General features: G+C 67.4%; 19 protein-coding genes. 8 read left to right on the forward strand and 11 right to left on the reverse strand.

The features are described from left to right. Position 1 precedes the first annotated feature (1 nt). From ACT2BZ_RS09460 to ACT2BZ_RS09475, 4 genes are all read left to right on the forward strand, one after another. On the forward strand, positions 2–1,261 hold the full coding sequence (locus tag ACT2BZ_RS09460; RefSeq protein ID WP_457940676.1) for an ABC transporter substrate-binding protein: 1,260 nt from the start codon (positions 2–4) through the stop codon (positions 1,259–1,261). Between the two features lie 204 nt (positions 1,262–1,465). Further along, entirely contained in the window at positions 1,466–2,389 is a 924-nt protein-coding gene (locus ACT2BZ_RS09465) for a carbohydrate ABC transporter permease (RefSeq protein WP_457940677.1), read from the forward strand. Between the two features lie 12 nt (positions 2,390–2,401). After that, positions 2,402–3,241 carry a carbohydrate ABC transporter permease gene (locus tag ACT2BZ_RS09470; protein WP_457940678.1) on the forward strand — a complete coding sequence of 280 codons (840 nt, stop codon included), beginning with the start codon at positions 2,402–2,404 and terminating at the stop codon, positions 3,239–3,241. 55 nt (positions 3,242–3,296) lie between these two features. Beyond that, positions 3,297–4,298 carry an ABC transporter ATP-binding protein gene (locus ACT2BZ_RS09475; RefSeq protein WP_457940680.1) on the forward strand — a complete coding sequence of 334 codons (1,002 nt, stop codon included), beginning with the start codon at positions 3,297–3,299 and terminating at the stop codon, positions 4,296–4,298. Positions 4,299–4,436: 138 nt separating this feature from the next. Here the strand turns inward: ACT2BZ_RS09475 and ACT2BZ_RS09480 are convergent, their stop codons facing one another. The 3 genes from ACT2BZ_RS09480 to deoC all read right to left on the reverse strand — a co-directional run bounded on the left by ACT2BZ_RS09480 (position 4,437) and on the right by deoC (position 8,803). Continuing rightward, positions 4,437–5,282: a fumarylacetoacetate hydrolase family protein gene (locus ACT2BZ_RS09480; RefSeq protein WP_457940682.1), complete on the reverse strand. Its 846-nt coding sequence runs from the start codon at positions 5,280–5,282 to the stop codon at positions 4,437–4,439. Positions 5,283–5,294: 12 nt separating this feature from the next. Further along, positions 5,295–7,670 carry an aldehyde dehydrogenase family protein gene (locus ACT2BZ_RS09485; protein WP_457940684.1) on the reverse strand — a complete coding sequence of 792 codons (2,376 nt, stop codon included), beginning with the start codon at positions 7,668–7,670 and terminating at the stop codon, positions 5,295–5,297. 77 nt (positions 7,671–7,747) lie between these two features. Then, positions 7,748–8,803 carry a deoxyribose-phosphate aldolase gene (gene deoC / locus ACT2BZ_RS09490; protein WP_457940686.1) on the reverse strand — a complete coding sequence of 352 codons (1,056 nt, stop codon included), beginning with the start codon at positions 8,801–8,803 and terminating at the stop codon, positions 7,748–7,750. A 284-nt stretch (positions 8,804–9,087) separates the two neighbouring features. Here deoC and ACT2BZ_RS09495 point away from each other — a divergent pair, with 284 nt between their 5' ends. Continuing rightward, positions 9,088–9,552 (forward strand): MAPEG family protein, encoded by a 465-nt coding sequence (locus ACT2BZ_RS09495; RefSeq protein ID WP_457940688.1) that lies wholly within the window; start codon positions 9,088–9,090, stop codon positions 9,550–9,552. Between the two features lie 60 nt (positions 9,553–9,612). Here ACT2BZ_RS09495 and ACT2BZ_RS09500 read toward each other — a convergent pair whose 3' ends face one another. Beyond that, positions 9,613–10,434, reverse strand: a complete 822-nt coding sequence (locus ACT2BZ_RS09500) for a ferredoxin--NADP reductase (protein WP_457940689.1) — start codon at positions 10,432–10,434, stop codon at positions 9,613–9,615. 200 nt (positions 10,435–10,634) lie between these two features. Here ACT2BZ_RS09500 and ACT2BZ_RS09505 point away from each other — a divergent pair, with 200 nt between their 5' ends. The 3 genes from ACT2BZ_RS09505 to ACT2BZ_RS09515 are packed head-to-tail and all read left to right on the forward strand — an operon-like array spanning position 10,635 to position 15,046. Further along, positions 10,635–12,704, forward strand: coding sequence for a hydantoinase/oxoprolinase family protein (locus ACT2BZ_RS09505; protein ID WP_457940691.1), 2,070 nt, complete (start codon positions 10,635–10,637; stop codon positions 12,702–12,704). Then, the gene (locus tag ACT2BZ_RS09510; RefSeq protein WP_457940693.1) at positions 12,701–14,419 is read left to right on the forward strand and encodes a hydantoinase B/oxoprolinase family protein; all 1,719 of its coding nucleotides are present in this window, start codon (positions 12,701–12,703) and stop codon (positions 14,417–14,419) included. Before ACT2BZ_RS09505 ends, ACT2BZ_RS09510 begins: the two co-directional genes overlap by 4 nt. 54 nt (positions 14,420–14,473) lie before the next feature. Further along, positions 14,474–15,046 (forward strand): hypothetical protein, encoded by a 573-nt coding sequence (locus tag ACT2BZ_RS09515; RefSeq protein WP_457940694.1) that lies wholly within the window; start codon positions 14,474–14,476, stop codon positions 15,044–15,046. On the opposite strand, the gene ACT2BZ_RS09520 is transcribed toward ACT2BZ_RS09515, so the two are convergent. From ACT2BZ_RS09520 to ACT2BZ_RS09550, 7 genes are all read right to left on the reverse strand, one after another. Beyond that, on the reverse strand, positions 15,034–15,594 hold the full coding sequence (locus tag ACT2BZ_RS09520) for a putative glycolipid-binding domain-containing protein (RefSeq protein ID WP_457940696.1): 561 nt from the start codon (positions 15,592–15,594) through the stop codon (positions 15,034–15,036). The genes ACT2BZ_RS09515 and ACT2BZ_RS09520 overlap by 13 nt on opposite strands. Positions 15,595–15,616: 22 nt before the next feature. After that, a complete protein-coding gene (locus ACT2BZ_RS09525) occupies positions 15,617–16,072 on the reverse strand; it encodes a MarR family winged helix-turn-helix transcriptional regulator (RefSeq protein WP_457940698.1) in 456 nt (151 codons plus the stop codon). Next, positions 16,069–16,650, reverse strand: a complete 582-nt coding sequence (locus ACT2BZ_RS09530; protein ID WP_457940700.1) for an amino acid synthesis family protein — start codon at positions 16,648–16,650, stop codon at positions 16,069–16,071. Before ACT2BZ_RS09530 ends, ACT2BZ_RS09525 begins: the two co-directional genes overlap by 4 nt. Next, positions 16,643–17,527 carry a UPF0280 family protein gene (locus tag ACT2BZ_RS09535; protein WP_457941264.1) on the reverse strand — a complete coding sequence of 295 codons (885 nt, stop codon included), beginning with the start codon at positions 17,525–17,527 and terminating at the stop codon, positions 16,643–16,645. The genes ACT2BZ_RS09530 and ACT2BZ_RS09535 overlap by 8 nt, the downstream gene beginning before the upstream one ends. A gap of 2 nt (positions 17,528–17,529) precedes the next feature. Next, positions 17,530–19,062, reverse strand: a complete 1,533-nt coding sequence (locus ACT2BZ_RS09540; protein ID WP_457940701.1) for a 6-hydroxynicotinate reductase — start codon at positions 19,060–19,062, stop codon at positions 17,530–17,532. Positions 19,063–19,336: 274 nt separating this feature from the next. After that, positions 19,337–22,093: a molybdopterin-dependent oxidoreductase gene (locus tag ACT2BZ_RS09545; RefSeq protein ID WP_457940702.1), complete on the reverse strand. Its 2,757-nt coding sequence runs from the start codon at positions 22,091–22,093 to the stop codon at positions 19,337–19,339. After that, the gene (locus tag ACT2BZ_RS09550; RefSeq protein ID WP_457940703.1) at positions 22,090–22,950 is read right to left on the reverse strand and encodes an FAD binding domain-containing protein; all 861 of its coding nucleotides are present in this window, start codon (positions 22,948–22,950) and stop codon (positions 22,090–22,092) included. The genes ACT2BZ_RS09545 and ACT2BZ_RS09550 overlap by 4 nt, the downstream gene beginning before the upstream one ends. Between the last annotated feature and the right edge of the window lie 164 nt (positions 22,951–23,114).

The raw sequence follows: 23,114 nt of genomic DNA on the forward strand, positions 1-23,114 counted from the left end.
CATGACACGCAAGACGCTTACCGGACTGCTTCTCGCCTCCAGCATTCTCGGCACGGCCGGGATGGCGATGGCGCAGGATACCACCATCACCATCGAGAGCTGGCGCAACGACGACCTGCCGATCTGGCAGGAAAAGCTGATCCCCGCCTTCGAGGCCAAGAACCCCGGCATCAAGGTGGTGTTCGCGCCGTCCGCGCCGACGGAATACAACGCCGCCCTCAACGCCAAGCTTGACGCAGGCTCGGCCGGCGACCTCATCACTTGCCGCCCCTTCGACGCCTCGCTCGAACTCTACAACAAGGGCCACCTCGCCGATCTGGCCGACCTGCCCGGCATGGAGAACTTCTCCGATGTCGCCAAGTCGGCATGGACGACGGATGACGGCGTCCATGATTTCTGCGTGCCGATGGCCTCGGTCATCCACGGTTTCATCTACAACAAGGATGCCTTCGCCAAGCTCGGCATCGAGGTGCCGACCACCGAGGCCGAGTTCTTCGCCGCCCTCGACAAGATCAAGGAAGACGGCACCTACATCCCGATGGCCATGGGCACCAAGGATCTCTGGGAGGCCGCGACCATGGGCTACCAGAACATCGGACCGAACTACTGGAAGGGCGAGGAAGGCCGCAACGCGCTCATCAAGGGCGAGCAGAAGCTGACCGATCCGCAGTGGGTCGAGCCCTACGCCACGCTCGCCAAGTGGAAGGATTACCTCGGCGACGGCTTCGAGGCGCAGTCCTACCCCGACAGCCAGAACCTCTTCACGCTCGGCCGCGCCGCCATCTACCCGTCCGGTTCGTGGGAGATTTCGGTGTTCAACCCGCAGGTCGATTTCGAGATGGGCGCCTTCGCGCCGCCGGTCAGGAATGCCGGCGACACCTGCTACATCTCCGACCACAACGACATCGCCATCGGCCTCAATTCCAAGAGCCCGAATGCGGAGGCGGCAAAGACCTTCCTGTCATGGGTCGCCTCGCCTGAGTTCGCGACCATCTACGCCAATGCACTGCCGGGCTTCTTCAGCCTGTCCTCGGAGCCGGTGAAGATGGAAGATCCGCTGGCGCAGGAATTCGTCTCCTGGCGCGACAAGTGCGAGTCGACCATCCGCTCGACCTACCAGATCCTGTCGCGCGGCACGCCCAACCTCGAGAACGAGACCTGGGTGGAATCGGCCAACGTCATCAACGGCACGGATACGCCCGAAGCGGCTGGCAAGAAGCTGCAGGACGGCCTCGACAGCTGGTACAAGCCGGCTAACTAAGGCTCAGCTAGACCCTTCCCGTCGCAGGGAGGGTCGCAGACAAGGTGAGCGGGGTGGGGGTCTGAGCAGATCATCCCCACCCCGCCTCCAGACGGCACTTCAGGAAAACGTCCCGACGACCCCTCAAGGGGGAGGGCAAGGCGCGGCCTTGCCTGCAGCCCGAATACGGGCATCATTCAACCGGCAGCATGGAGGGAGGCGACGATGGCGACGGCGAAAAGACCCATCCGCTGGCATGTCGCGGTCTTCCTCGCGCCGGCCGTCCTCGTCTACACTGCGGTGATGATCGTGCCGCTGTTCGGCACGCTGCAGCTTTCGCTGTTCAACCGGTCGGGGCAGGAGGCCGTCTTCTTCGCCGGGCTCGACAACTTCCGCACCCTGTTCTTCGACCCGCGCTGGTCGGAAAGCTTCTGGAACGCGTTGTGGAACAACACCTGGTTCTTCATCATCCATATGCTGGTGCAGAACCCGATCGGCATCGCGCTGGCCGCACTGCTTTCCAGCCCCAGGTTGCGCTTCTCCGCCTTCTACCGCACCGCCATCTTCATCCCGACCATCCTGTCCTTCGTCATCGTCGGCTTCGCCTGGAAGCTGATCCTGTCGCCGCTCTGGGGCGTCGCGCCCAATCTGCTCGACATGGTCGGCCTGAAAAGCCTGTTCGCGCCCTGGCTCGGCAAAGAGGAATATGCGCTCACCACGCTCGGCCTGATCTCGGTCTGGCAGTTCATCGGCATCCCGATGATGCTGATCTACGCCGCCCTTCTGTCGATCCCCGACGAGGTCATCGAGGCCGCCGAATGCGACGGCATCACCGGCATGGGCCAGTTCTGGAAGATCAAGCTGCCGCTCATCCTGCCCGCCATCGGCATCATCTCGATCCTTACCTTCGTCGGCAATTTCAACGCCTTCGACCTGATCTACTCGGCGCAAGGGGCGCTCGCCGGACCGAACTATTCGACCGACATCCTCGGCACCTTTCTCTACCGCACCTTCTTCGGCTTCCAGTTGCAGACCGGCGACCCCTACATGGGCTCGACCATTGCCTCGATGATGTTCTTCATCATCCTGGCCGGCGTCTGCCTCTACCTCTTCGCCATCCAGACGCGCCTGCGTCGGTACCAGTTCTGAGGGAGGGACAGGATGACCCGTTCCACCCACTCCATCCCGCGCTCCATCGCAGCCCACGCGGTGCTCATCGCCTATACGGTCATTGCGCTGTTCCCGGTCGTGGTCATCGTCATCAACTCCTTCAAGTCGCGCAACGCCATCTTCCGCTCGCCGCTGTCCTTCCCGACCGAAAAGACCTTCGACCTCGTCGGCTATGCGACGGTGCTCAACCAGGGCGACTTCCTGCACTATTTCCAGAACAGCTTCGTCGTCACCGTGGCCTCGCTGTTCTTCGTGCTTCTGTTCGGCGCCATGGCGGCCTTCGCGCTCGCCGAATACCGCTTCCGCGGCAATTCGCTGATGGGGCTCTATCTGGCGCTCGGCATCATGATCCCGATCCGGCTCGGCACCGTGGCCATCCTGCAGCTGATGGTAGCGAGCGGGCTGGTCAACACGCTGACCGCGCTGATCCTGGTCTATACCGCGCAGGGCCTGCCCCTTGCCGTCTTCATCCTGTCGGAATTCATGCGGCAGGTGTCAGACGACCTGAAGGACGCCGGGCGCATCGACGGCCTGTCCGAATATCGCATCTTCTTCCGCCTCGTTCTGCCCCTGGTGCGCCCGGCCATGGCGACCGTCGCCGTCTTCACCATGATCCCGATCTGGAACGACCTCTGGTTCCCGCTGATCCTGGCGCCCTCCGAGGCCACCAAGACGGTGACGCTCGGCGCGCAGCTCTTCATCGGCCAATACGTGACCAACTGGAACGCGGTGCTCGCCGCCCTTTCGCTCGCCATCCTGCCGGTAGTCATCCTCTACCTCATCTTCTCGCGGCAGATGATTCGCGGCATCACCTCCGGAGCGGTAAAATGACGGGCGCCCGCCGCCCGGATCGCCCGGCACGACCTCAAGCAAGGGGAGCGGCATCTTGGGCTCGCTGACCATCGACAATGTGAAGAAGTCCTTCGGCAAGGTCGAAGTGCTGAAGGGCATCGACCTCGAGGTGAAGGATGGCGAGTTCGTCGTCTTCGTCGGCCCGTCGGGCTGCGGCAAGTCGACTCTGCTCCGCGTCATTGCGGGCCTTGAGGATTCCTCGTCGGGCGACGTCAGGATCGACGGCGACAGCGTCGTCGGCGTGCCGCCGGCCAGGCGCGGCATCGCCATGGTGTTCCAGACCTACGCTCTCTACCCGCATCTGACGGTACGCAACAACATGAGCCTCGGCCTCAAGCAGGCCGGCACGGCGGCGGATGAAATTGCCCGGCGCGTCGACGTGGCCTCGACGATGCTGTCGCTCGACCCCTATCTCGAACGCCGCCCGGCCGAGCTCTCCGGCGGCCAGCGCCAGCGCGTCGCCATCGGCCGTGCCGTGGTGCGCGATCCGAAGCTTTTCTTGTTCGACGAGCCGCTGTCCAATCTCGATGCGGCGCTGCGCGTCAATACTAGGCTGGAAATCGCGCAGCTGCACCGCCGCCTCAAGGCGACGATGATCTATGTCACCCACGACCAGGTCGAGGCGATGACGCTGGCCGACCGCATCGTCGTGCTCAATGCCGGCCGCATCGAACAGGTCGGCAAGCCGATGGATCTCTACAATTCGCCGGCCAATGAATTCGTCGCCGGCTTCATCGGTTCGCCGAAGATGAACTTCATCGACGCCGCCCGTCTCGGCGACAGCGAGGCCAGGACGATCGGCGTGCGTCCCGAGCACCTGACGGTCGATCCGGCATCGGGCACCTGGAAGGGCACCGTCATCCACGCCGAACACCTCGGCGCCGACACCAACATCTATCTCGATACGGAAAAAGCCGGCTTGCTCACGGTGCGGATTTTTGGGGTCTACGACGCCGAGCCGGGCTCGACGCTCTATGTCACGCCGGACCCCGAGAAAACCTACCGTTTCGACAAGGAAGGCAGGCGGATCGGCTGACCGGGCCTGCTTGTTGAAAGATTTCGGGTGCCGCGCGCGGGCAATCCGGCGCAAACAGCTGTTTGGAAACCTGTTTTTTCTGGCACGATCCGACGCCCGGGCGGGATTTATCCCCGCCGGGCGTCGTTCAGGTGAGGCTCAGGCGTCGGCCTTGAACGTCTGCTTCTGCGTGCCGAGACCTTCGATGCCGAGCTCGACGACGTCGCCGTCCTTGAGGAACATCGGCGGCTTCATGCCGAGGCCGACGCCGGGCGGCGTGCCGGTCGAGATGATGTCGCCGGGCAGCAGCGACATGAACTGGCTGAGATAGGAGACCAGGTGCGCAACGCCATAGACCATGGTCTTGGTCGAGCCGTCCTGCATCGTCTTGCCGTTGACCGTCAGCCACATCTTGAGGTTCTGCGGGTCGGCGACCTCGTCCTTGGTGACGAGCCACGGGCCGGTCGGGCCGAACGTGTCGCAGCTCTTGCCCTTGGTCCACTGGCCCTGGCGCTCGGCCTGGAAGGCCCGCTCGGAAACGTCATGCGCGACGCAATAGCCGGCGACATAGTCCAAAGCCTCTGATTCCGATACGTATTTCGCCGGCTTGCCGATGACGATGGCGAGCTCGACTTCCCAGTCGGTCTTTTCCGAACCGCGCGGGATCAGCACGTCGTCGTTGGGGCCGACGATGGCCGAGGTCGCCTTCATGAAGATGATCGGCTCGGATGGCACGGTGGCGCCGGTCTCGGCGGCGTGGTCGGAATAGTTGAGGCCGATGCAGATGAACTTTCCGGTGCCGGCAACGCAGGGGCCGAGGCGCGGATTGCCCTCGACCAGCGGCAGCGACTTGGCGTCGACAGAGGCCAGTTTCTTCAAGGATTCCGGGCTGATATCGGCACCGGCGATATCGGCCACGTGGCCGGACAGGTCGCGGATGTTTCCGTCCGCATCGATCATGCCCGGACGCTCGCGTCCAGGTTCTCCATAGCGCAGCAGTTTCAAGAAAAGTCCTCCTCAGTCGCCGTAAGGCACCCAGACATTTTTGACTTCGATGGCGCGTCGCAGGAACTCGTCCCCCGCGGCTGCCCCGGATGCCCAGTCGAGCGAGCGGCCATTGCTGGTCCAGACCCGCTTGAGATTTCCGGTCGACTGGGCTTCCGCGTTTTTGCAGGTGTCGGCGTCTGCGACAACCCACAAACCGTCGATATCGTCGTGTTTGGCCATCACGCCGGCAAGTTCGGCGGCCTTTCCCGTGACGATGTTGAGTGCGCCGGCCGGCAGGTCGGACGTCTCGATCACCTGGTAGAGATCGGTCGCCACCAACGCGTGCCTGCGGCTGGGCACGGCAACGACCGTATTGCCCATGGCGAGCGCCGGCGCGACCAGCGAAACGAGGCCGAGCAGCGGCGCCGCATCACCGGCGACGATGCCGACAACGCCGACCGGCTCGTGCAGCGCCAGCGTCACGGCGCGGGCCGGCGGCTGGTGCACGCGGCCCTCGAACTTGTCGGCCATGCCGGCATAGTAGAAGAGCCGCTCGACCGAGGCCTCGACCTCGGCGGCGGCAACCTTGGCCGAGACACCGGTGAGGTCGGCGATGCGCGCCGAAAATTCATCCGACCGGGCAGACAGGTTCTCGGCGAGGAAATAGAGCACCTGCGCGCGGTTGTAGCCGGTGGCGGTGGGCCATGCCTTGCAGGCGCGCGCCGCCGAGACGGCGTCGCGGATGTCCTTGCGGTTGCCGAGCCCGACCTCGCCGGCGAGCCGGCCTTTGGTATTCACGACGGCCATCGAATAGCTGCCGTCCGGCCTGACCTGCTTGCCGCCGATATAGAGCTTTGCGGTGCGGTCGATACCGGCGCCGTCGCTGTCGGTCGCCGCGGCAGCGGCCGCCTCGCTTTCAGGCTTGATGGCGGGGCCATAGGGCGGCTTGCTCGCCAGATATTCGAACATGCCCTCCTTGCCGCCCTCGCGGCCGAAACCGCTTTCGCGGTAGCCGCCGAAGCCGCAGGCGGCATCGAACATATTGGTGCCGTTGATCCAGACCACGCCGGCCTTGAGCTGGGGTGCCGCGTGCACGGCGAGGTTGATGTTCTCGCTCCACACGCTCGCTGCCAGACCGTAGCGGGTGTTGTTGGCAAGCTCGATGGCTTCCTCGGTGCTGCGGAAGGTCATCGCCGCGAGTACCGGGCCGAAGACCTCTTCCTGCGCCAGCACGTTGGCGGGCGCGACGCCGGTGGCGAGCACCGGCAGGTGGAAATAGCCGGTCTCGGGCAGGACGCAGTCGGGCTGCCAGCATTCCGCGCCCTGTTTCGCGCCCTCGGCGACGAGGCCGCGCACGCGGTCGAGCTGGGTCCTGTCGACCAGCGGGCCGATATCGGTGTTCTTGTCGAGCGGGCTGCCGACGATCAGCTTGCCCATGCGCGCCTTGACCTTGGCGATGAAGGCATCGGCGATGCCCTCCTGGACGAGCAGGCGTGAACCGGCGCAGCAGACCTGGCCCTGGTTGAACCAGATGCCGTCGACCAGCCCCTCGACGGCGCTGTCGAGATCGGCGTCCTCGAAGACGATGAAGGCCGACTTGCCGCCGAGCTCGAGCGACAGCTTCTTGCCGGATCCGGCGGTGGCGCGGCGGATGATCTTGCCGACCTCGGACGAGCCGGTGAAGGCGATCTTCTGCACGCCGGCATGCTCGACGAGTGCGGCACCCGCATCGGGGCCGCCCGGCAGGATGTTGACGACGCCCTTCGGCACGCCGGCTCGGGCGCATATCTCGGCAAACAGGATGGCCGTCAGCGGCGTGAACTCGGCGGGCTTCAGCACGACCGTGCAGCCGGCGGCGAGCGCAGGCGCAATCTTCCAGGCGAGCATCAGAAGCGGGAAATTCCACGGGATGATCTGGCCGACGACGCCGGCCGGCTTGTGGTCGGGGAACTCGCGCTCGAGCGCCTGCGCCCAGCCGGCGTGATGGATGAAGTGGCGGATCGCCAGCGGCACGTCGATGTCGCGGCTTTCGCGGATCGGCTTGCCGTTGTCGAGCGTCTCGAGCACGGCGAAGAGCCGCTGGTGGCGCTGCATGCCGCGGCCGATGGCGTAGAGGATCTTGGCGCGCTCGAAACCCGACTTCGCGCTCCATTTCGGCAGCGCCTTGCCCGCGGCGGCGACCGCCGCGTCGACATCGGCCGCACCCGCATCCGAGACCTTTGCTAGGAGCTTGCCGGTCGCCGGGTCGCTGGTGTCGAAGCGCCTGCCGTCCTTGGAGGCGCGCCATTCGCCAGCGATGAAGAGCGACTTGTCGAAGTCGCGCGCGGCGATCCATGCGTCGGCCTCGTTGCGGGCTTCCGGGGCCGGGCCGTAATCCATGGCTGCGTAGCGTTCGAGAATGGTCATTGGTCTGTTCCAGGCAGTGCGTTCGAGAAGATCGCCCGCTCAATGGGTGAGGGGAGTGTTTCCATCCGGGCGCCGGCCTAGGCCATCGCGTGGCGGTGGTTGGCGGAGTAGTGGCCGGTCAGATGGTGCTCGAGCTGGCGTTCGATGTCGGTCAGCAGGCTCGAGGCGCCGAAGCGGAAGAGTTCCGGCTCCAGCCAGGGCCGGCCGAGCTCTTCCTTCATCAGCACCATCCAGTCGAGCGAGGCTTTTGCGGTCGAAATGCCGCCGGCCGGCTTGAAGCCGATCAGGTAGCCGGTTTCCTCGAAATAGGCGCGGATGGCGCGCACCATGACGAGGCCGACAGGCAGCGTGGCGTTGACGCTTTCCTTGCCGGTCGAGGTCTTGATGAAGTCGGCGCCGGCCATCATGGCGACCATCGAGGCCAGCATGACATTGCGCAGCGTGGCGAGATCGCCGGTGCCCAGAATGACCTTCAGGTGCGCCTCGCCGCAGGCGGCCCGCATGGCGACGATCTCGTCGTAGAGTTCCTGCCACCTGGCGCCGAACACCAGGCCGCGCGGGATAACCACGTCGATCTCGTCGGCCCCGTCGGCAACCGAGGCTTCGATTTCCTGCAGCCGGGTCTTGAGCGGCGCAAGGCCGTGCGGGAAGGCGGTGGAGACGGCGGCGACATGCACGGCGCTGCCCTTGAGCGCGGCGACGGCCGTGGCGACGAAGGGATGGTAGACGCAGACGGCGGCAGGACGGATTTTCGTGTCGCCGAGATCGAGCCCTTCGGCAATATCGGCGCGCAGCGGGTTGAGCGCCTTGGCGCAGAGCCGGCGGACGCGCTCGTCGGTGTCGTTGGAATTCAGCGTCGTCAGGTCCATCAGCGAGATGGCGCGCAGCAGCCAGGCCGCCTGGTTGTCGGCCTTGATCGAGCGGCGCTTGTTGATCGTGCCGGCGCGGCGCTCCAGCGCAGAGCGGTTGACGTTGCGCACGGATTCGAGAAAGCCGAGGTCGAGCTTCATGCCGGGGTTGCGCGCGATGCCGTGGCCGGAGGTGGTGTTGGCTGCCACGCGCGACGGCAGCGTCGTGACCCTTGCGGCCACGGGCGCGACGATTGCTTCTGCTTCGCGAATGCTGCTGCTCATCTTCCGTCCTTCCCTGGACCGCCCCTAGCTGCCTGGCGGCTTGGATCACGGATGGGGAGCGCTTGCCCCGGCCTTCACGCGATCGGCACAACGATAACCCGTGCAGCGCCGCTCCACGAGTCCTCAATTGCGCGCGTCATAGTCGAATTGGGAGCGGATTGCAGCCGATTTTTGACCGGACGGTAAAATCATCGTGCCGCTTGTCGACCTGCCGGGGCCGGCGTGTATAGCTATGTGCCCCAGCGGCATCCGCCGGGGGCGGATCGGGCGGAGAGGAGAGTTCGATGGCGGCACTGAGCATGGAGAATCCTGTTTTCGTCAGCTACATGATCGCCGCGTCGATCATGATCCTGAAGCTGATGGGGCAGGGATGGATGACGGTGTTCCGGATGCTGAAGAGCGATGCCGGAATGCTCAACCCCGAGGACCTGCTGCCCGGGCCGGCAAACCGCAATCCGCGCCCCGAACAGTTGCTCGCCAACGACTATGTCGAGCGGTCGCGCCGCATGCAGCGCAACGACCTTGAGAACATCCCGGCCTTTCTGGCCGCAGGGCTGATCTTCGTCGCCGCGCAGCCGTCGCTCTGGCTGGCCAACAGCCTGATGATCGCCTTCGTGGTCGCCAGACTGTTCCACGCTGTGGCCTACGCGACCGGGCAGCGTCACGAAGTGCGCGCCACCTTCTTCTCGATCGGGTCGATTGTCGTGATCGTCATGGCGCTCTACGCGCTTGCCGCCGCGCTGGCCTGAAAGCGGGCCATGGACACGGGACGGGCGCCAGAGGCGCCATCGGCACCAGAGGTGCCGGAGTCAGCCGACGAAGGCGCGCTCGACGACGAAGTTCGACGGCTTGCTGTTGGAGCCTTCGTCGAAGCCGAGCTTCTCGACCAGTTCCTTGACGTCGTGGATCATGTGCATTGAGCCGCAGATCATGACGCGGTCGGTTGCCGGATCGAGCGGCGCGATGGCGAGGTCCTCGTAGAAGCGACCGCTCTCGATCAGCCGCGTGATGCGGCCCATGCGCGGCGTGATCTCGCGCGTCGTGGTCGAATAGAGTGTGACGCGGCCCTCGGTCATCTCGCCGATCAGCGGATCGGCGGCGAGGCCCTCGGCGAGTTCGACGCCATAGGCGAGCTCGGCATGGTCGCGGCAGGTGTGGGTGATGACGATCTGCTCGAACTTCTCGAAGGTCTCGGGGTCGCGCACCAAGCTGGCGAAGGGCGCGATGCCGGTGCCGGTCGAGATCATGAACAGGCGCTTGCCCGGCGTCAGCGCGTCGTTGACCAGCGTGCCGGTCGACTTCTGGCGCATCAGCACCGTGTCGCCGGGCGCGATCTTCTGCAGCTCGGAGGTGAGCGGGCCGTCCGGCACCTTGATGGAGAAGAACTCGATTTCCTCGTCCCAGCTCGGGCTGGCGATCGAATAGGCGCGGAAGACCGGCTTCTCGGCATTGGGCAGGCCGATCATCACGAATTCGCCGGATCGGAAGCGAAAGCTCTGCGGCCGGGTGATGCGGAAGGAGAACAGGCGGTCGGTGTAGTGGCGCACCGAAACAACCGTCTCGGCATGCACATTTGCCGGGATCGGGAAAACGACGCCGGGGTCTTTCCGAAGGGCTGAAACCTGCTGCATCACATCGACCTTTTTCCGGCGCAAAGCCGTACCCGCACTGACCGCGCCCGTTTCGCGCACGCCGTCAGCTTCGGCGGAATTGAGGGAGTCTTGTCTTGCATATTTATTAGTGTACAAACGATTATCGCGTCAAGATTGCGATGCGAAACAGGCTTCCAAACTGACGCGCGAGCGTAGGTCCGGCATTCCGGTTTTGATGCATGGTTGAGAAAAATCGAGCATTGCGCGGCAAAGTGGTCGCAGGCATCGACGTCGGGGGCACTTTCACCGACCTGATCCTGATCGACGGTCGCGAAGGCGGCGGCGTCAGCATCGCCAAGACGCCGACGACCACCGACAACCAGGCCTATGGCGTGGTCGCCGCCCTCGGCTTGACGAAGTTTCCGGTACCCGAGATCGACCTCATCGTGCACGGCACGACGACTACCACCAATGCGGTGCTGGAGCGGCGGCTCGCCAGGACCGGCATGATCACCACCGAAGGCTTTCGCGACATCATCGAGCTTGGCCGCCGCACGCGGCCGCAACCCTACGGCATGACAGGGACCTTCGTGCCGGTCATCCCGCGCAACCTCAGGCTTGAGGTTCCCGAGCGGGTCGAGGCCGCGGGCAAGGTGCGCCTGCCGCTCGACGAGGAGGCGATGCGGGCTGCGGTGAAGCAGCTGATCGACGCCGGTTGCGAGTCGCTGGTCATCCATTTCCTGCATGCCTATGCCAACCCGGCGCATGAACAACGCGCCGCCGAGATCGCCGCCGAGACCTGGCCGAACGCCTACATCACCACCGGGCACTCGCTGCTGTCGGAGGCGCGCGAGTTCGAGCGCGGCGTGACGGCGGCGGTCAACGCCTCGGTGCAGCCGATCCTCGAGCGCTACGTCAACCGGCTGCGCGGCGAGCTGGAGGGGCTGGGCTACGCGCGCGACTTCCTGATCATGAACGGCAATGGCGGCATGATCTCGGCCCGCTTCGTGACGCGGGAATCGGCCAAGACCGTGATGTCGGGGCCGGCCTCGGGCGTTATCGCCGCCGCCTATACGGGCCGCCGCGCCGGCTTCGAACACCTCGTCACCTACGACATGGGCGGCACCTCGACCGACGTCGCGCTGATCCGCAATGCCGAGCCGGCCGTCTCCAGCGAGACCGAGATCGAATATGCCATGCCGATCCACGTGCCGATGGTGGCGGTGCACACGGTGGGTGCGGGCGGCGGCTCGATCGCCCGCGTCGACGCCTCGGGGCTGATCCAGGTCGGGCCGGAAAGTGCGGGCGCCAGCCCGGGGCCGATCTGCTACGGCCGCGGCGGCGAGGAGCCGACGATCACCGACGCCAATCTGCTGCTCGGGCGGCTCGACCCGAAAAGGCTGCTCGCGGTCGACGCGCCAGTGACGGTCGACCATGTGCGAAAGATCTTCGAGGAGAAGATCGGCAAGGCGGCCGGGCTCGACGCCGTCCAGGCGGCGGGCGCGGTGCTGAGGCTCGGCAACATCAAGATGGCGGGCGCGATCCGCATGGTGTCGGTCGGGCGCGGCCACGACCCGCGCGACTTCGCACTGTTTGCCTTCGGCGGCGCCGGGCCGCTGCACGCTTCCGCGCTGGCGCGCGAGCTTGGTCTGCCGACGGTGCTGGTGCCGGCAAGGCCGGGCATCACGAATGCTCTCGGCTGCGTCGTCGCCGACCTGCGGCACGATTTCGTCAACACCGTCAACCAGCCGGTGGCGCTGCTCGACGAGGCGGCGATGCGCGCGGTGCTCGAGCGGCACCGCGAGGAGGGCGAGGCGCTGATTGCCAAGGAGGCGGTGACGCCCGAGACGATCCGCACCATCCATTCGGCCGACATGCAGTTCGTTGGCCAGACGCATATTCTGAACGTCGAGTTGCCGTCTCCCGATGTGGACCGCGCGACGCTGCAGGCGCTGTTCGAAAAGGCCTATTTCGCCCGCTTCCGGGTCGAACTGCCGGAGATCCGCGCCAATCTCGTCAACCTCAACACCTCGGTGATCGGCGCGCGCGCCGCGGTCGACCTGTCGCGGCTGATCGCCCCGGCGGGCAGGGCCGCGACGCTCGCCGGCGCGCTGCGCGAGACGCGCCCCGTGTGGTTCGACGGCACGTGGCAGGACACGCCGGTCTACCTGCGCGAAAAACTGCCGCTCGACGCCATTGTAGCGGGCCCGGCGATCCTCGAGCAGATGGATGCCACGACGGTGCTGGAGCCCGGCGATCGTGCGGTGAGCGATGCGGACGGCAACATCATCGTGGAGGTGGGAAAGTGAGCCTCGACGCCATCACTCTGTCGGTCATCCAGGCGGCGTTGCAGCAGACCTGCGACGAGATGGACCTGACCTTTTCGCGCGCTGCCTTCTCGCCTGTCATTGCAGAGGCGAACGACCGTTCCGACGGCATCTATTCGGCGCTCGACGGCGCGCTGATCGCGCAGGGGTCGCAGGGCCTGCCGGTCTTCGTCGGCGTCATGCAGTATTCGACGAAAACGATCATCGAGATGATCGCCGACGGCCGCTGCCTGCCGCCGGAAGAGGGCGACATCTACATCGTCAACGACCCTTATCTCGGCGGCACGCACCTGATGGACGTGCGTTTCGCCATGCCGGTCTGGCGCGACGGAAAAATCTTCTGCTGGCTGTCGAACACCGGCCACTGGCCCGATATTGGCGGCTCGGTGCCGGGCGGATTTTCGGCCTCGGCCACGGCGGTCGAGCAGGAGGGGCTGCGTCTGCCGCCGGTAAAACTGTTCAAGAAGGGCAGGCTCGACCCGGAAATCTACGCCATCATCACGTCCAACATCCGCGTTGCCGACCAGCGCATCGGCGACATCCGCGCCCAAGCCGCCGCGCTGCATGTCGGGCAGGACCGGCTGTTCGCCATCCTCGACCGTTACGGTGACGAAACGGTGGTTGCGGCGATTGCCGAACTGCGCCGCCGCGCCGCCGAGCAGATGCGCGCCAACATCGCCGCCATGCCGGACGGCACCTACCGGTCGAAAGCCTTCGTCGATTCCGACGGCGTCGTCGACGAGCCGCTGACCATCGCGCTGGCGATCGAGAAGAAGGGCGACGGGCTGACGTTCGATTTTGCGGGCTCGTCAAAGCCCTGCGCCGGGCCGATGAACAGCGTGCTGGCGACGACGCTGTCGTCGGTCTATCTCGCAATGCGCCACATCTTCCCCGACGTGCCGATCAGCGCCGGCGCCTTCGAGCCCCTCGACGTGATCCGGCCGGAAGGCACATTTCTCGACGCGAAATATCCGCGGCCGGTGTCCGGCTGCGCGGCGGAGGTCTCGCAGCGCATCGCCGAGGCCGTGTTCGCGGCCATGGTGCAGGCGCTGCCCGACAAGGTGACGGCCGCCCCCGCCGGCTCGAGCGGCAATTTCGCGCTCGGCGGCCACGACCCGGCGCGCGGCCGCGACTTCGTCATGTACCAGATCTCCGGCGGCGGCTATGGCGGCAACGCCAGCGAGGACGGGCTGTCGAACGGCTGCTCGACCATCGGCATCTCGAAATCGCCGCCGGTCGAGATCATGGAACAGGCCTATCCGATCCTCTACCGCCGCTACGCGCTGCGCGAGGGTTCGGGCGGCGCGGGAAAGCATCGCGGTGGCTTCGGGCTCGCATACGAGGTCGAGCTGCTGCGCGGCGAGGCGCGCGCGTCCTTCGTCATGGACCACGGCCGTGTCGGTCCGCAGGGCGCGCTCGGCGGTAAGGATGGCGCGGTGAACAGCGTGACCGTCTGGCGTGACGGCGAAGCACATGTCCCCAAACACCTGTCGAAGGAACAGGACATTCCGCTGAAGGCCGGCGACCGCGTCGCGGTCGGCACGCCGGGCGGCGGCGGCTATGGCGACCCGGCGCAGCGCGACCCGGCGCTCGTCAGGCGCGATGTGGCGATGGGCTATTATACGCCCGAGCAGGCGGCAAGGATGTTCGGCGCCGCTGGGTGCGACGTGGACGGCCCGGAGCCGAAGGGCGCGTGAGGCGCGCGCCGCCGGCATTTGCCACTTCCGCTGCTTCGATCCTAGAGTGAGCCGATGACCACCATTGCATGCATCGGCTGGGGTTCGCTGATCTGGGACCCGCGACAGCTGCCGATCCAGCGCCACTGGTTCGAGGACGGCCCGCTGCTGCCGATCGAGTTCGTGCGCCAGGCGCGGGACGGCCGCGTCACACTTGCCATAAGTCAGGCCGCGCGCCCGGTACGCACGCTCTGGGCGATCATGGACCTCGACGATCTCAGCGAAGCGCGCGCGGCACTGCGCGACCGCGAAGGCTGCACCGACGAGCGCATCGGCTTCTGGCCGGGCGGCGCAGCATCCGCGGAGCATGCGCACATCGCCCGCTGGGCCGCGGCGCGTGACGTCGATGCCGTCGTGTGGACCGGACTGAAACCCGTCTTCGGCGGGGTCGACAGGACGCCGTCCGAAGACGAGGTCGTGGATTATCTGAGGGGTCTAAGGGGCACGGTGCGCGATCTTGCCGAGCGCTACATCCGCCGCGCGCCGCGCCAGACTGACACGGCCTACCGCCGCCGCATCGAGGCCGAGTTCGGCTGGACGCCGCTCGACAGCTGGCCGCCGGCCCAGCGGCCGCCCTACGCTGGCTGATCCTCCATCTCCCAGAGCTCCGGATAGGTCCGCACGAAGCCGCTTTCGTCTATCACGAGCATGGTCGCGTAGTCGTTGCTGGGCGACTGGTAGGCATAGAGCCGCTCCTCCCGGCGCTCGTAGATCTGCGGCAGCTCGACCAGCGTCTCCGTGCCGATGTCGAACCAGGCGACCGAGAAGGCCGCCCGCTCGCCGACGGCGAGCCTGATGCGCGAGAGCTGCTGGAGATTCGTTGCCGGCGTAAAGCCGAAGTCGAGGTCGACGATGTGCGGCAGGCCCTGGTTCCTGCCGTCGAGCGTCCAGCCGTCGGGCCTACGCTCGATCGAATGGGCAAAACGCCGGCCCGCGGCGATGCCGGCAACCCTGCCGCGCCGCGCGCACCAGTCCGCATCGATCTCGACCGCGTAGTCGACGGCGACCGGACCTTCCTGGGCGAGGAAGGCGGCCGCTCCAGAGAGCAGCCACCCCTCCGGCGCCGGCGCGACCAGCGCGGCGTCGTGGCCGGGCGTATGAAGATTGCGCCAGAGGACGGAGCGGGAGGGCGGCATCGGCTTCGCGGCGCCGGAAGGCTCAGGCAAGCTTGGCGAGCAGTTTCATCAGCGTCGCCGCTTCCTTGGCGGTCAGCGGCGCGACGGTCTCGGCGGTGATCCGTTCTGCTGCCGGAACGAGACGGGCAACCGCTTCGCGGCCTTCGGGCGTCAGGCTGACCAGCAGCCGCCTTTTGTCGACTTCGTGCCTGGTCAGCTTCACCAGGCCGCGCGCCTTCAGCCGGTCGATGACGCCCTTGACGGTGGCGGCATCCATGGCGATCAGCTGGCCGAGCTGGTTCTGCGAGGTCTCGCCGACATCGGCAAGCTTGGCGAGGGCGGCGAATTGCGGCGGCGTCAGGTCGGCGATGTGCGAGGCGAAGATCGAGACATGGCGCTGGTGCGCCTTGCGCAGGATGAAGCCGATCTGGTCCTGCAGCCGGTAGGTTTCCGTCGCATCCGCGTCGACCAGCTTGAGGATGTTGTCCTCGCCGCTCACCTCTGGCCGTCCCAGACCGAGATGGCGTCGGCCTCCAGCCCTCCCATGCGGCTGTGCACGCGGCCGCCGCAGGCCATGGTCAGAACGAAGAGGATCTCGTCGGGGCGCGGCCCGTCGGAGATGCCGACCTCCATGGCGTCGAAATGGCTGCGCACATAGGCGGCATTGATATGGCCGAGCGGCACGTCGAGCCGCGCGCCGAAGGCGCCGACCTTCATCGCCGAGGGCACGATGGCCTTGGCCTGGCCGAGCTTTTCTCGCATCGCGTAGCCGCCCGGCACGTGCCAGAGTGCGCCGTGCTCGATCTCGCCCGCCGTGCCGACGATGGCGCCCTTGCCGTAGCCGTCGATCTTCTTCACGTCGCCGAGCGCCGCGATCAGGCGCTCGGTCAGTTCGAGGCCGAGCGGCTTCAGGTCGTCCATGGCGCTTTGCAGCTCCTCGGCATAGCGGCCGGCGAAGGGGTTCCTGACCAGAGCGAGTGCCGCGGCGCGCCGCATCGGCTCGGCCGGCGCCGGTCCGCCCTCGTGGCGGATTTCCTCGACGAGAACGGCAATCTTGCGGACCGGAAAATCAGGCATGAACGGGTATCCTCCCAGGCATTGTCGTAGTCGGCTCGGCCGGCGCAATCAATCCGCAGATGCGGCTTTCTCCGGCGAGAAAGAGCGCGGCCGATTGGATGAACCCGCGGCGGCGCAGGCTTTCGGCTCGCTCGATGCCGCGATCGAGGGCGGCGGCAATGTCGCGCGGCGACAGCGGCCCGACGCCCTGCGTCACCGGCCGGTCGCCGAGATCGCTGTCGGGTGCGAGATCGCTGGCAGGCAGCCGCGTGACCGCAGGGTGTCTCGGCAGGTCGACGGCATTGGCGATCAGCGTCGCGGCGGCGTCGGCGGCGGCAGCCGAGTCGGCCAGCACGGTGACGGCGTCGGCGATGCCGAGCGAGAAGCTGCGGCCGCGCCAGCCGCTGGTGGCGACGCCGCGCACGGCGTCTCCGGCGCGGATCATCGCGCGGTCGGCAAAACCGTTGCCGGTGCCGGCGACGGCGAGCGTCAGCGACTGGCCCGCAGCAAGGAAGAGCGCGATGTCGCCGCCATTGTTGACATAGGCTTTCTGCAACCGCCGCCCGGCCGTCAGCGCGGCCAGAATCTCGTCGGCGACCGAACCGGCGACGGCGGCCATGGGCGTGATGAAGTCCTTTGCCGCCAGCGGCGAGACCGCCGCCTCCATGCGTCGCGCGGTGGTTCCGTGAAAGCGGCGCGGCGCAGCACCGGATGCGCTGCGCAAGGCCGGCAGTTCCTCGACCAGCTCGGTCAGGATCGTGCGGAAGCGATCCGTCGCCTGCGCATAGGCGGCCTCGCGTTCCTTGGCGGCGCCGAAGGCCTCGACGACCAGGTCGATCGGCCCGTGGTTGAGGTGCAGCCGCCGCCCGTCGGGCAGCATCGCCGCCTGCGGTTCCATCGTCACGGCATCCGTCCGGCGCGGCGCAGCTGCGCCAGCGGCGGCCAGGGGTTCACGCCGGAATCCTCGCGGCGCTCGCGCGGATTGAGGTATTCGCCGCCCGAGGCGAGGATGTCGTCGACGCTGCGGATGGCCGCGGCGTGGCCGCCGAGCGCCAGGTAGTCGTCGCGTGTCAGCGTGAACTCGATCGGCGCCACCAGCGCCGGCGTCGGCACGTAGCCGAAGGCGTTGTCGGGCACGCGCATGACGTCTACCATCAGCGTGATGCCGCCGCCCGGCCAGACATAGACCGGCGCACCGCCGACCGTGACATAGGTCTTCAGCCCCTGCACGGAGCGCGTCAGGTTGACCGGGTTTTCCACCACGCCGGCGCGCAGCGAGCCGCCGGCGCCGCCGACGAAGAGCACGGTGCAGAGAGCCGGCTCGCAGTTCTCCTCGATCAGCTCGACCGACTTACTCAGCCGCTCCGGGAAAGGTTTTTCGACGGGCTTCAGATCTCCGTCCAGTTCGTAATAGGCGAACTGCTCGCCGGTGGTCGACACCATCATCAGCGACATGCCGGGCCGCGCGCCCTTCTTGGCGTTCCACTCGCCGAGGATCGACAGCGGGTCGGAAATCGTCGTGCCGCCCCAGCCGAGGCCGGGCTCCGAGACCTTGAAGTAGCGGCCGGGCGTCGAGCGACGGCCGATGATCTTGATGCCTGTGTCTTCCCAGCCCAGGACCTTGCCGGCCTGATGCTCGGAGACGACGCCGGTGATGTGGTCGTCGACGACGACGACCTCGTCGACGAGGCCGCGCCATTGCGTCGCGAACATGCCAATGGTGGCCGAGCCGCAGCCGACGCGCATGCGGTGCTCGACCGCGCCGTCGATGACCGGCGGCTTGCCGGCCTCGACGATGACGGTGGCGCCGCCGTCGATGACGAGTTCCACCGGCTGCCTGTTGCAGAGCGCAAGCATGGCGGCGCAGGTGGCGCGCCCCTCGGCCTTGGAGCCTCCGGTCAAATGATGCACGCCGCCGAGCGACAGCATCTGCGAGCCGTATTCGCCGGTCGTCACGTGGCCGATCGCCTCGCCCTCGGCGCGCACCGTCGCGGTCTCCGGCCCGAGATGCCGGTCGGTGTCGATCTTCACCTTGACGCCGCAGTAGGAGAAGATGCCCTCGGTGACGCAGGTGACGAGATCGACGCCCTCGACCTCCTGGCTGACGATGAAGGGGGCGGGCTTGTAGTCGGGATAGGTGGTGCCGGCGCCGATGGCCGTGACGAAGCGGCGGCCGGTGTTGACGAGCTCGCCGTTCCACGCGCCGGCGGCTTCGAGCGGCACCGCCTCGCCGCCCGTTTCGGCGCGCTGTTCGAGGATGGTCAGCGGCTCCAGCCGCACGATGCGCCCGCCGCTGTTGCCGTAGCGGTCGCAGGCGCCGGTGCGGCCGTCGGCGATGTAACACATCACCGGGCAGGCATCGCAGCGCACCTTCTCGGCGACCAGCTTTTCGCCGGGCTCATGCGTCTCGAAGCGTTCGGAGAGTTCGCTCATGGGCGTGCCTTCTCACGGATCGGGTGAGGGGCGTCGGAGGATGGTGCTCTACGGCGCCCCCCTCTGTCCTGCCGGACATCTCCCCCACAGGGGGGGAGATCGGAAGCTTTGCCGGGGTCGAGATGATTCAGGCCGCGCAGGGCGCTCGAAACGGTATGCCGGAGACGGTTGGGCAGGGCAGTTGCGACGGCCAATCTCCCCCCTTGTGGGGGAGATGTCCGGCAGGACAGAGGGGGGTGCGACGAAGCGCCGGCCGTCGTTGATGGAGGCTTGCTCATCCTGCCTCCTTCGCCCGTATCGCCGCGAGGACGCGGCTGGGGGTGGCCGGGATTTTTGTGACCAGCGCGCCGGTGGCGTGGCGGATGGCGTTGAGGATCGCCGGTGCGGTCGGGATCAGCACATGCTCGCCGAGCCCCTTGGCCCCGAAGGGTCCTTCGGGGTCCGGCACCTCGACGAGGATGGACTCGACCGGCGGCACGTCGCCGATGGTCGGGATCAGGTAGTCGTGCAGATTCTCGGTGCGGCCGGGGATGTATTCCTCCATCAGCGCCATGCCGATGCCCTGCGCGATGCCGCCCTCGATCTGGCCCTCGGCGAGCAGCGGGTTGATGGCGCGGCCGACATCATGCGCGGCGGTGATCTTAAACAGGCGCACCGTGCCGAGCCGCATGTCGACCTCGAGCTCGACGACCTGCGCCCCGTAGCCGTAGACGGCGTACGGGCTGCCCTGACCGTTCTCGTCGAGCGGCGTGGTCGGCGGGTCGTAGGTTTCCTCCGCCGCGAAGACCAGCCCGTCGAGATCGGCGGGGAGCGAGGCAAGCTCGATTCGGCGCGTCGCCTCGCCCTCGGCGATGACCAGCGTGCCGCCGTCGAGCCCGAGCGTGGCCCGCTCCGACACGTTGGCGAAGCGCAGGATCGACTCGCGCAGCGCCCGTGCCGCCTTCTCGGCCGCCTTGCCGGAAACGAAGGTCTGGCGCGAGGCCGAGGTCTTGCCGGCGTCAGGCGAAATGGCGGTGTCGGCGCCGCGCAGCCGCACGGCCGAGAGCGGCAGGCCGAGCGCGTCGGCGGCGATCTGCGCGATCACGGTGTTGGAACCCTGGCCGATATCGACCGCGCCCTGGTGCAGCACGACGTCACCGGCCGGCGACAGGCCGAGCTTGATGGTCGAGGGGTTGGGCAGCGAGGTGTTGCCGCAGCCATACCAGCACGACGCGATGCCGACGCCGCGTCGGGTGAGTGTGGCGGTCGCGTTGAAGGCCTCGGCCTCGGCCAGCGCGCGCGTCCAGGCGGGTTTCAGCGCTTCGAGGCAGTCGGCGATCCCGACGCCGGATGCAAGATGCTGGCCGGTGACTGTTTCGGAACCGTTCCGAAGTGCGTTCTTCAAGCGAAAATCGAGCCGGTCCAGGCCAAGCTTTGCGGCCAGTTCGTCGTAGAGCGTTTCCTGCATGATGGCCGCCTGCGGCACGCCGAAGCCGCGAAAGGCGCCAGAGATCGGCCCGTTGGTGTGGATGGCGCGGCCGATGGCGCGATAGTTCGGCGTCGCATAGGGCCCGGAGGCGTGCACCGGTACGCGGTTGGCGACCGTCGGCCCCCAGGAGGCATAGGCGCCGGTGTTGAAATCGCCGTCGAAGACCATGCCGGTGACGCGGCCTTCGGCGTCGGCGCCGATGCTGGCGGCCATCGAGGCGGGGTGGCGCTTGGTCGTCGACTGCATCGAGGCGGTGCGCGTGTAGGCAAGGGCCGCCGGCCGGCCGGTCTTCAGCGCGACGAGGCCGATCAGCGGCTGCAGCGACACGTCGAGCTTGGAGCCGAAGCCGCCGCCGGTGGCTGTTGGCACGATGCGCACCTTGTCGGGCGCGAGGCCGAGCACCTTGGCCGTCTCGTCGCGGTCCATGTAGGGCGCCTGTGTGCAGGCGGTGACGACCAGCGTGTCGCCCTCCATGCGGGCGAAGCCGGCTTCCGGCTCGATATAGGCATGCTCGACATAGGAGGTTTCGATGCGGCCTGAGGCGACGAAGGCGGCCGCGGCAAGCGCGCCCTCGGGATCGCCGCGCGCCACCACGCCGGCGGTCAGAAGGTTGCCGGCGCGCGAGGGATGCAGCAGGTCGCGGCCCGGCGCCTGCGCCTCGGCCGGCGTCAACGCATGCGGCAGTTCGGTCCAGGTGACGGGGAAGGCGGCAAGGTCGAGCGCGGCGACATAGCCGGGCTCGACGGCGATCAGCGCGACGGCCTCGCCGCGGAAGCGCACCATGCCTTCGGCGAGCGCCGGCTGGTCGGCGAAGGGCGCGATGACGCCGAAACAGTTGACGCCGGGAATGTCGGCGGCGGTGAAGACGGCGGCGACGCCCGGCGTGTCGCGCCGATAGGCGGCGAGGTCGCCAAAGGCGAAGCGCGCATGATGGTGCGGCGACCGCACGACGAGCACGGCGAGCGCCTCGGCGGGAAAGCTGTCGGCGCCGAACTTTTCGGCCCCGGTGACCTTCGGGATGCCATCGAGGCGGACCGGCGAGGCGCCGACCGCGTGGCCGGAACCGGGCAGGCGGGCATCGTGCGGCGATCCCTCGGCGAATCTCCACGCGTCCATCACCGCGGCGATGATCTTGCGGTAGCCGGTGCAGCGGCAGAGGACGCCGCCGAGCGCGTCCTGCACCGCCGCCTCGTCGGGCTTCGGGTTGCTTTCGAGCAGCGCGGTGGCGGCGACGAGCAGGCCGGGCGTGCAGATGCCGCATTGCGCCGCGCCATGCGACAGGAAGGCTGCCTGCAGCGCCGAGAGCGTGTCGCCGCCGAGGCCTTCGACGGTGCGCACGCTGCGCCCCTCGACCGAGGCGGCGGGCACGAGGCAGGCGCAGACCGCCTCGCCGTCGAGCAGCACCGTGCAGGCTCCGCAGTCGCCGGCGTCGCAGCCGATTTTGGTGCCGGTAAGCCCGAGAGTGTCGCGCAGAACGGCCGACAGCCGCGTCGCCGGATGGACCTGCGCCGAGACCGGCTGGCCGTTGACCGTGAGTCCGATGGCGTGGCCGAGCGCGTTCATGCCGCCACCGACCGGCCCGAGGGAGCAGACGCCTGGGCGAGGGCCCTCAGCACGATCTCGCGCGCTGCCGCGCGGCGGTATTCGGCGGTGCCGCGCACGTCGTCGATCGGCGTCAGAGCGGCGAGGTCGGCTTCGGCCACGGCCCGTTCGAGGTCGGGGCCGGGCCTCAAGCCGACAAGTGCTGTCTCGAGGCCGGCAAGCCGCTGCGCCACGGCAGAGCAGGAGCCGACGGCGATTGCGGCCGACGCGACGGACCCGTCGCCGGCAAGCACGATGCGGGCCGCCGCCATCGCGATCGAGATGACGAGATAGCGCCGCGCCCCGAGTTTGACGAAGGCCGAGGTGCCCTGCGTGGAGCTCTTCGGCACGCGGATGGCGGTGACGAGTTCGTTCGACAGGAGCGCGGTCTTGCGGTTGCCAAGGATGAAGTCTCCGAGCGGCAGCACGCGGCTGCCCCTGATCGAGCGCAGTTCGACCTCGGCGTCGAGCACAATCAGCGGCGGCACGCCGTCGGCTGCGGGCGAGGCGTTGCAGAGATTGCCGGCAACCGACGCCATGTTCTGAATCTGCACCGAGCCGACCTCGCGTGCCGCCTGCTTCAGCGCGTCGAAGGCGGATGGCAGGGGGTGGCGCAGCAGTTCGGTCCAGGTCGTGCGTGCGCCGATGACGACATGCGAGGCGGTATCGGCGATGCCGCGCAGCGCGTCGAGCCCGTTGAGATCGAGGATGTTTTCGGTCAGCGGGCGGGTGCCCTGGGCGGGATAGAAATCCGTTCCGCCGGCCAGCATTCGCCAGCTTGCATCGCCGAGCAAAGTCAGCGCCTCGTCCAGACTGGTGGGTTTCGCGTAGCGGCTCACGCAATGCCTCCCGGCGCCCCAGGGCCGGCAAATATTCGTTCGTATGCAAATGATATCAAGCCGGCCCGAATTGTCAAAACAAGTCTTGGCCGACGGGTCGTGGCGTCGGGGCGCGGGAAAGCCTTGACGCGACCGCCCTATCCATCGAAGTCTGCGGCCTGTCG

The organism is Mesorhizobium sp. 10J20-29 (assembly GCF_054130485.1).

Bases quoted from the DNA above. Each gene is read 5' to 3' on its own strand.
- ACT2BZ_RS09460 (WP_457940676.1), top strand. From the start codon at position 2: ATGACACGCAAGACGCTTACCGGACTGCTTCTCGCCTCCAGCATTCTC.
- ACT2BZ_RS09540 (WP_457940701.1), bottom strand. From the start codon at position 19,062: ATGAGCGAACTCTCCGAACGCTTCGAGACGCATGAGCCCGGCGAAAAG.
- ACT2BZ_RS09530 (WP_457940700.1), bottom strand. From the start codon at position 16,650: ATGCCTGATTTTCCGGTCCGCAAGATTGCCGTTCTCGTCGAGGAAATC.
- ACT2BZ_RS09505 (WP_457940691.1), top strand. From the start codon at position 10,635: ATGGTTGAGAAAAATCGAGCATTGCGCGGCAAAGTGGTCGCAGGCATC.
- ACT2BZ_RS09495 (WP_457940688.1), top strand. From the start codon at position 9,088: ATGGCGGCACTGAGCATGGAGAATCCTGTTTTCGTCAGCTACATGATC.
- deoC (WP_457940686.1), bottom strand. From the start codon at position 8,803: ATGAGCAGCAGCATTCGCGAAGCAGAAGCAATCGTCGCGCCCGTGGCC.
- ACT2BZ_RS09465 (WP_457940677.1), top strand. From the start codon at position 1,466: ATGGCGACGGCGAAAAGACCCATCCGCTGGCATGTCGCGGTCTTCCTC.
- ACT2BZ_RS09500 (WP_457940689.1), bottom strand. From the start codon at position 10,434: ATGCAGCAGGTTTCAGCCCTTCGGAAAGACCCCGGCGTCGTTTTCCCG.
- ACT2BZ_RS09535 (WP_457941264.1), bottom strand. From the start codon at position 17,527: ATGGAACCGCAGGCGGCGATGCTGCCCGACGGGCGGCGGCTGCACCTC.
- ACT2BZ_RS09485 (WP_457940684.1), bottom strand. From the start codon at position 7,670: ATGACCATTCTCGAACGCTACGCAGCCATGGATTACGGCCCGGCCCCG.
- ACT2BZ_RS09545 (WP_457940702.1), bottom strand. From the start codon at position 22,093: ATGAACGCGCTCGGCCACGCCATCGGACTCACGGTCAACGGCCAGCCG.
- ACT2BZ_RS09470 (WP_457940678.1), top strand. From the start codon at position 2,402: ATGACCCGTTCCACCCACTCCATCCCGCGCTCCATCGCAGCCCACGCG.
- ACT2BZ_RS09515 (WP_457940694.1), top strand. From the start codon at position 14,474: ATGACCACCATTGCATGCATCGGCTGGGGTTCGCTGATCTGGGACCCG.
- ACT2BZ_RS09520 (WP_457940696.1), bottom strand. From the start codon at position 15,594: ATGCCGCCCTCCCGCTCCGTCCTCTGGCGCAATCTTCATACGCCCGGC.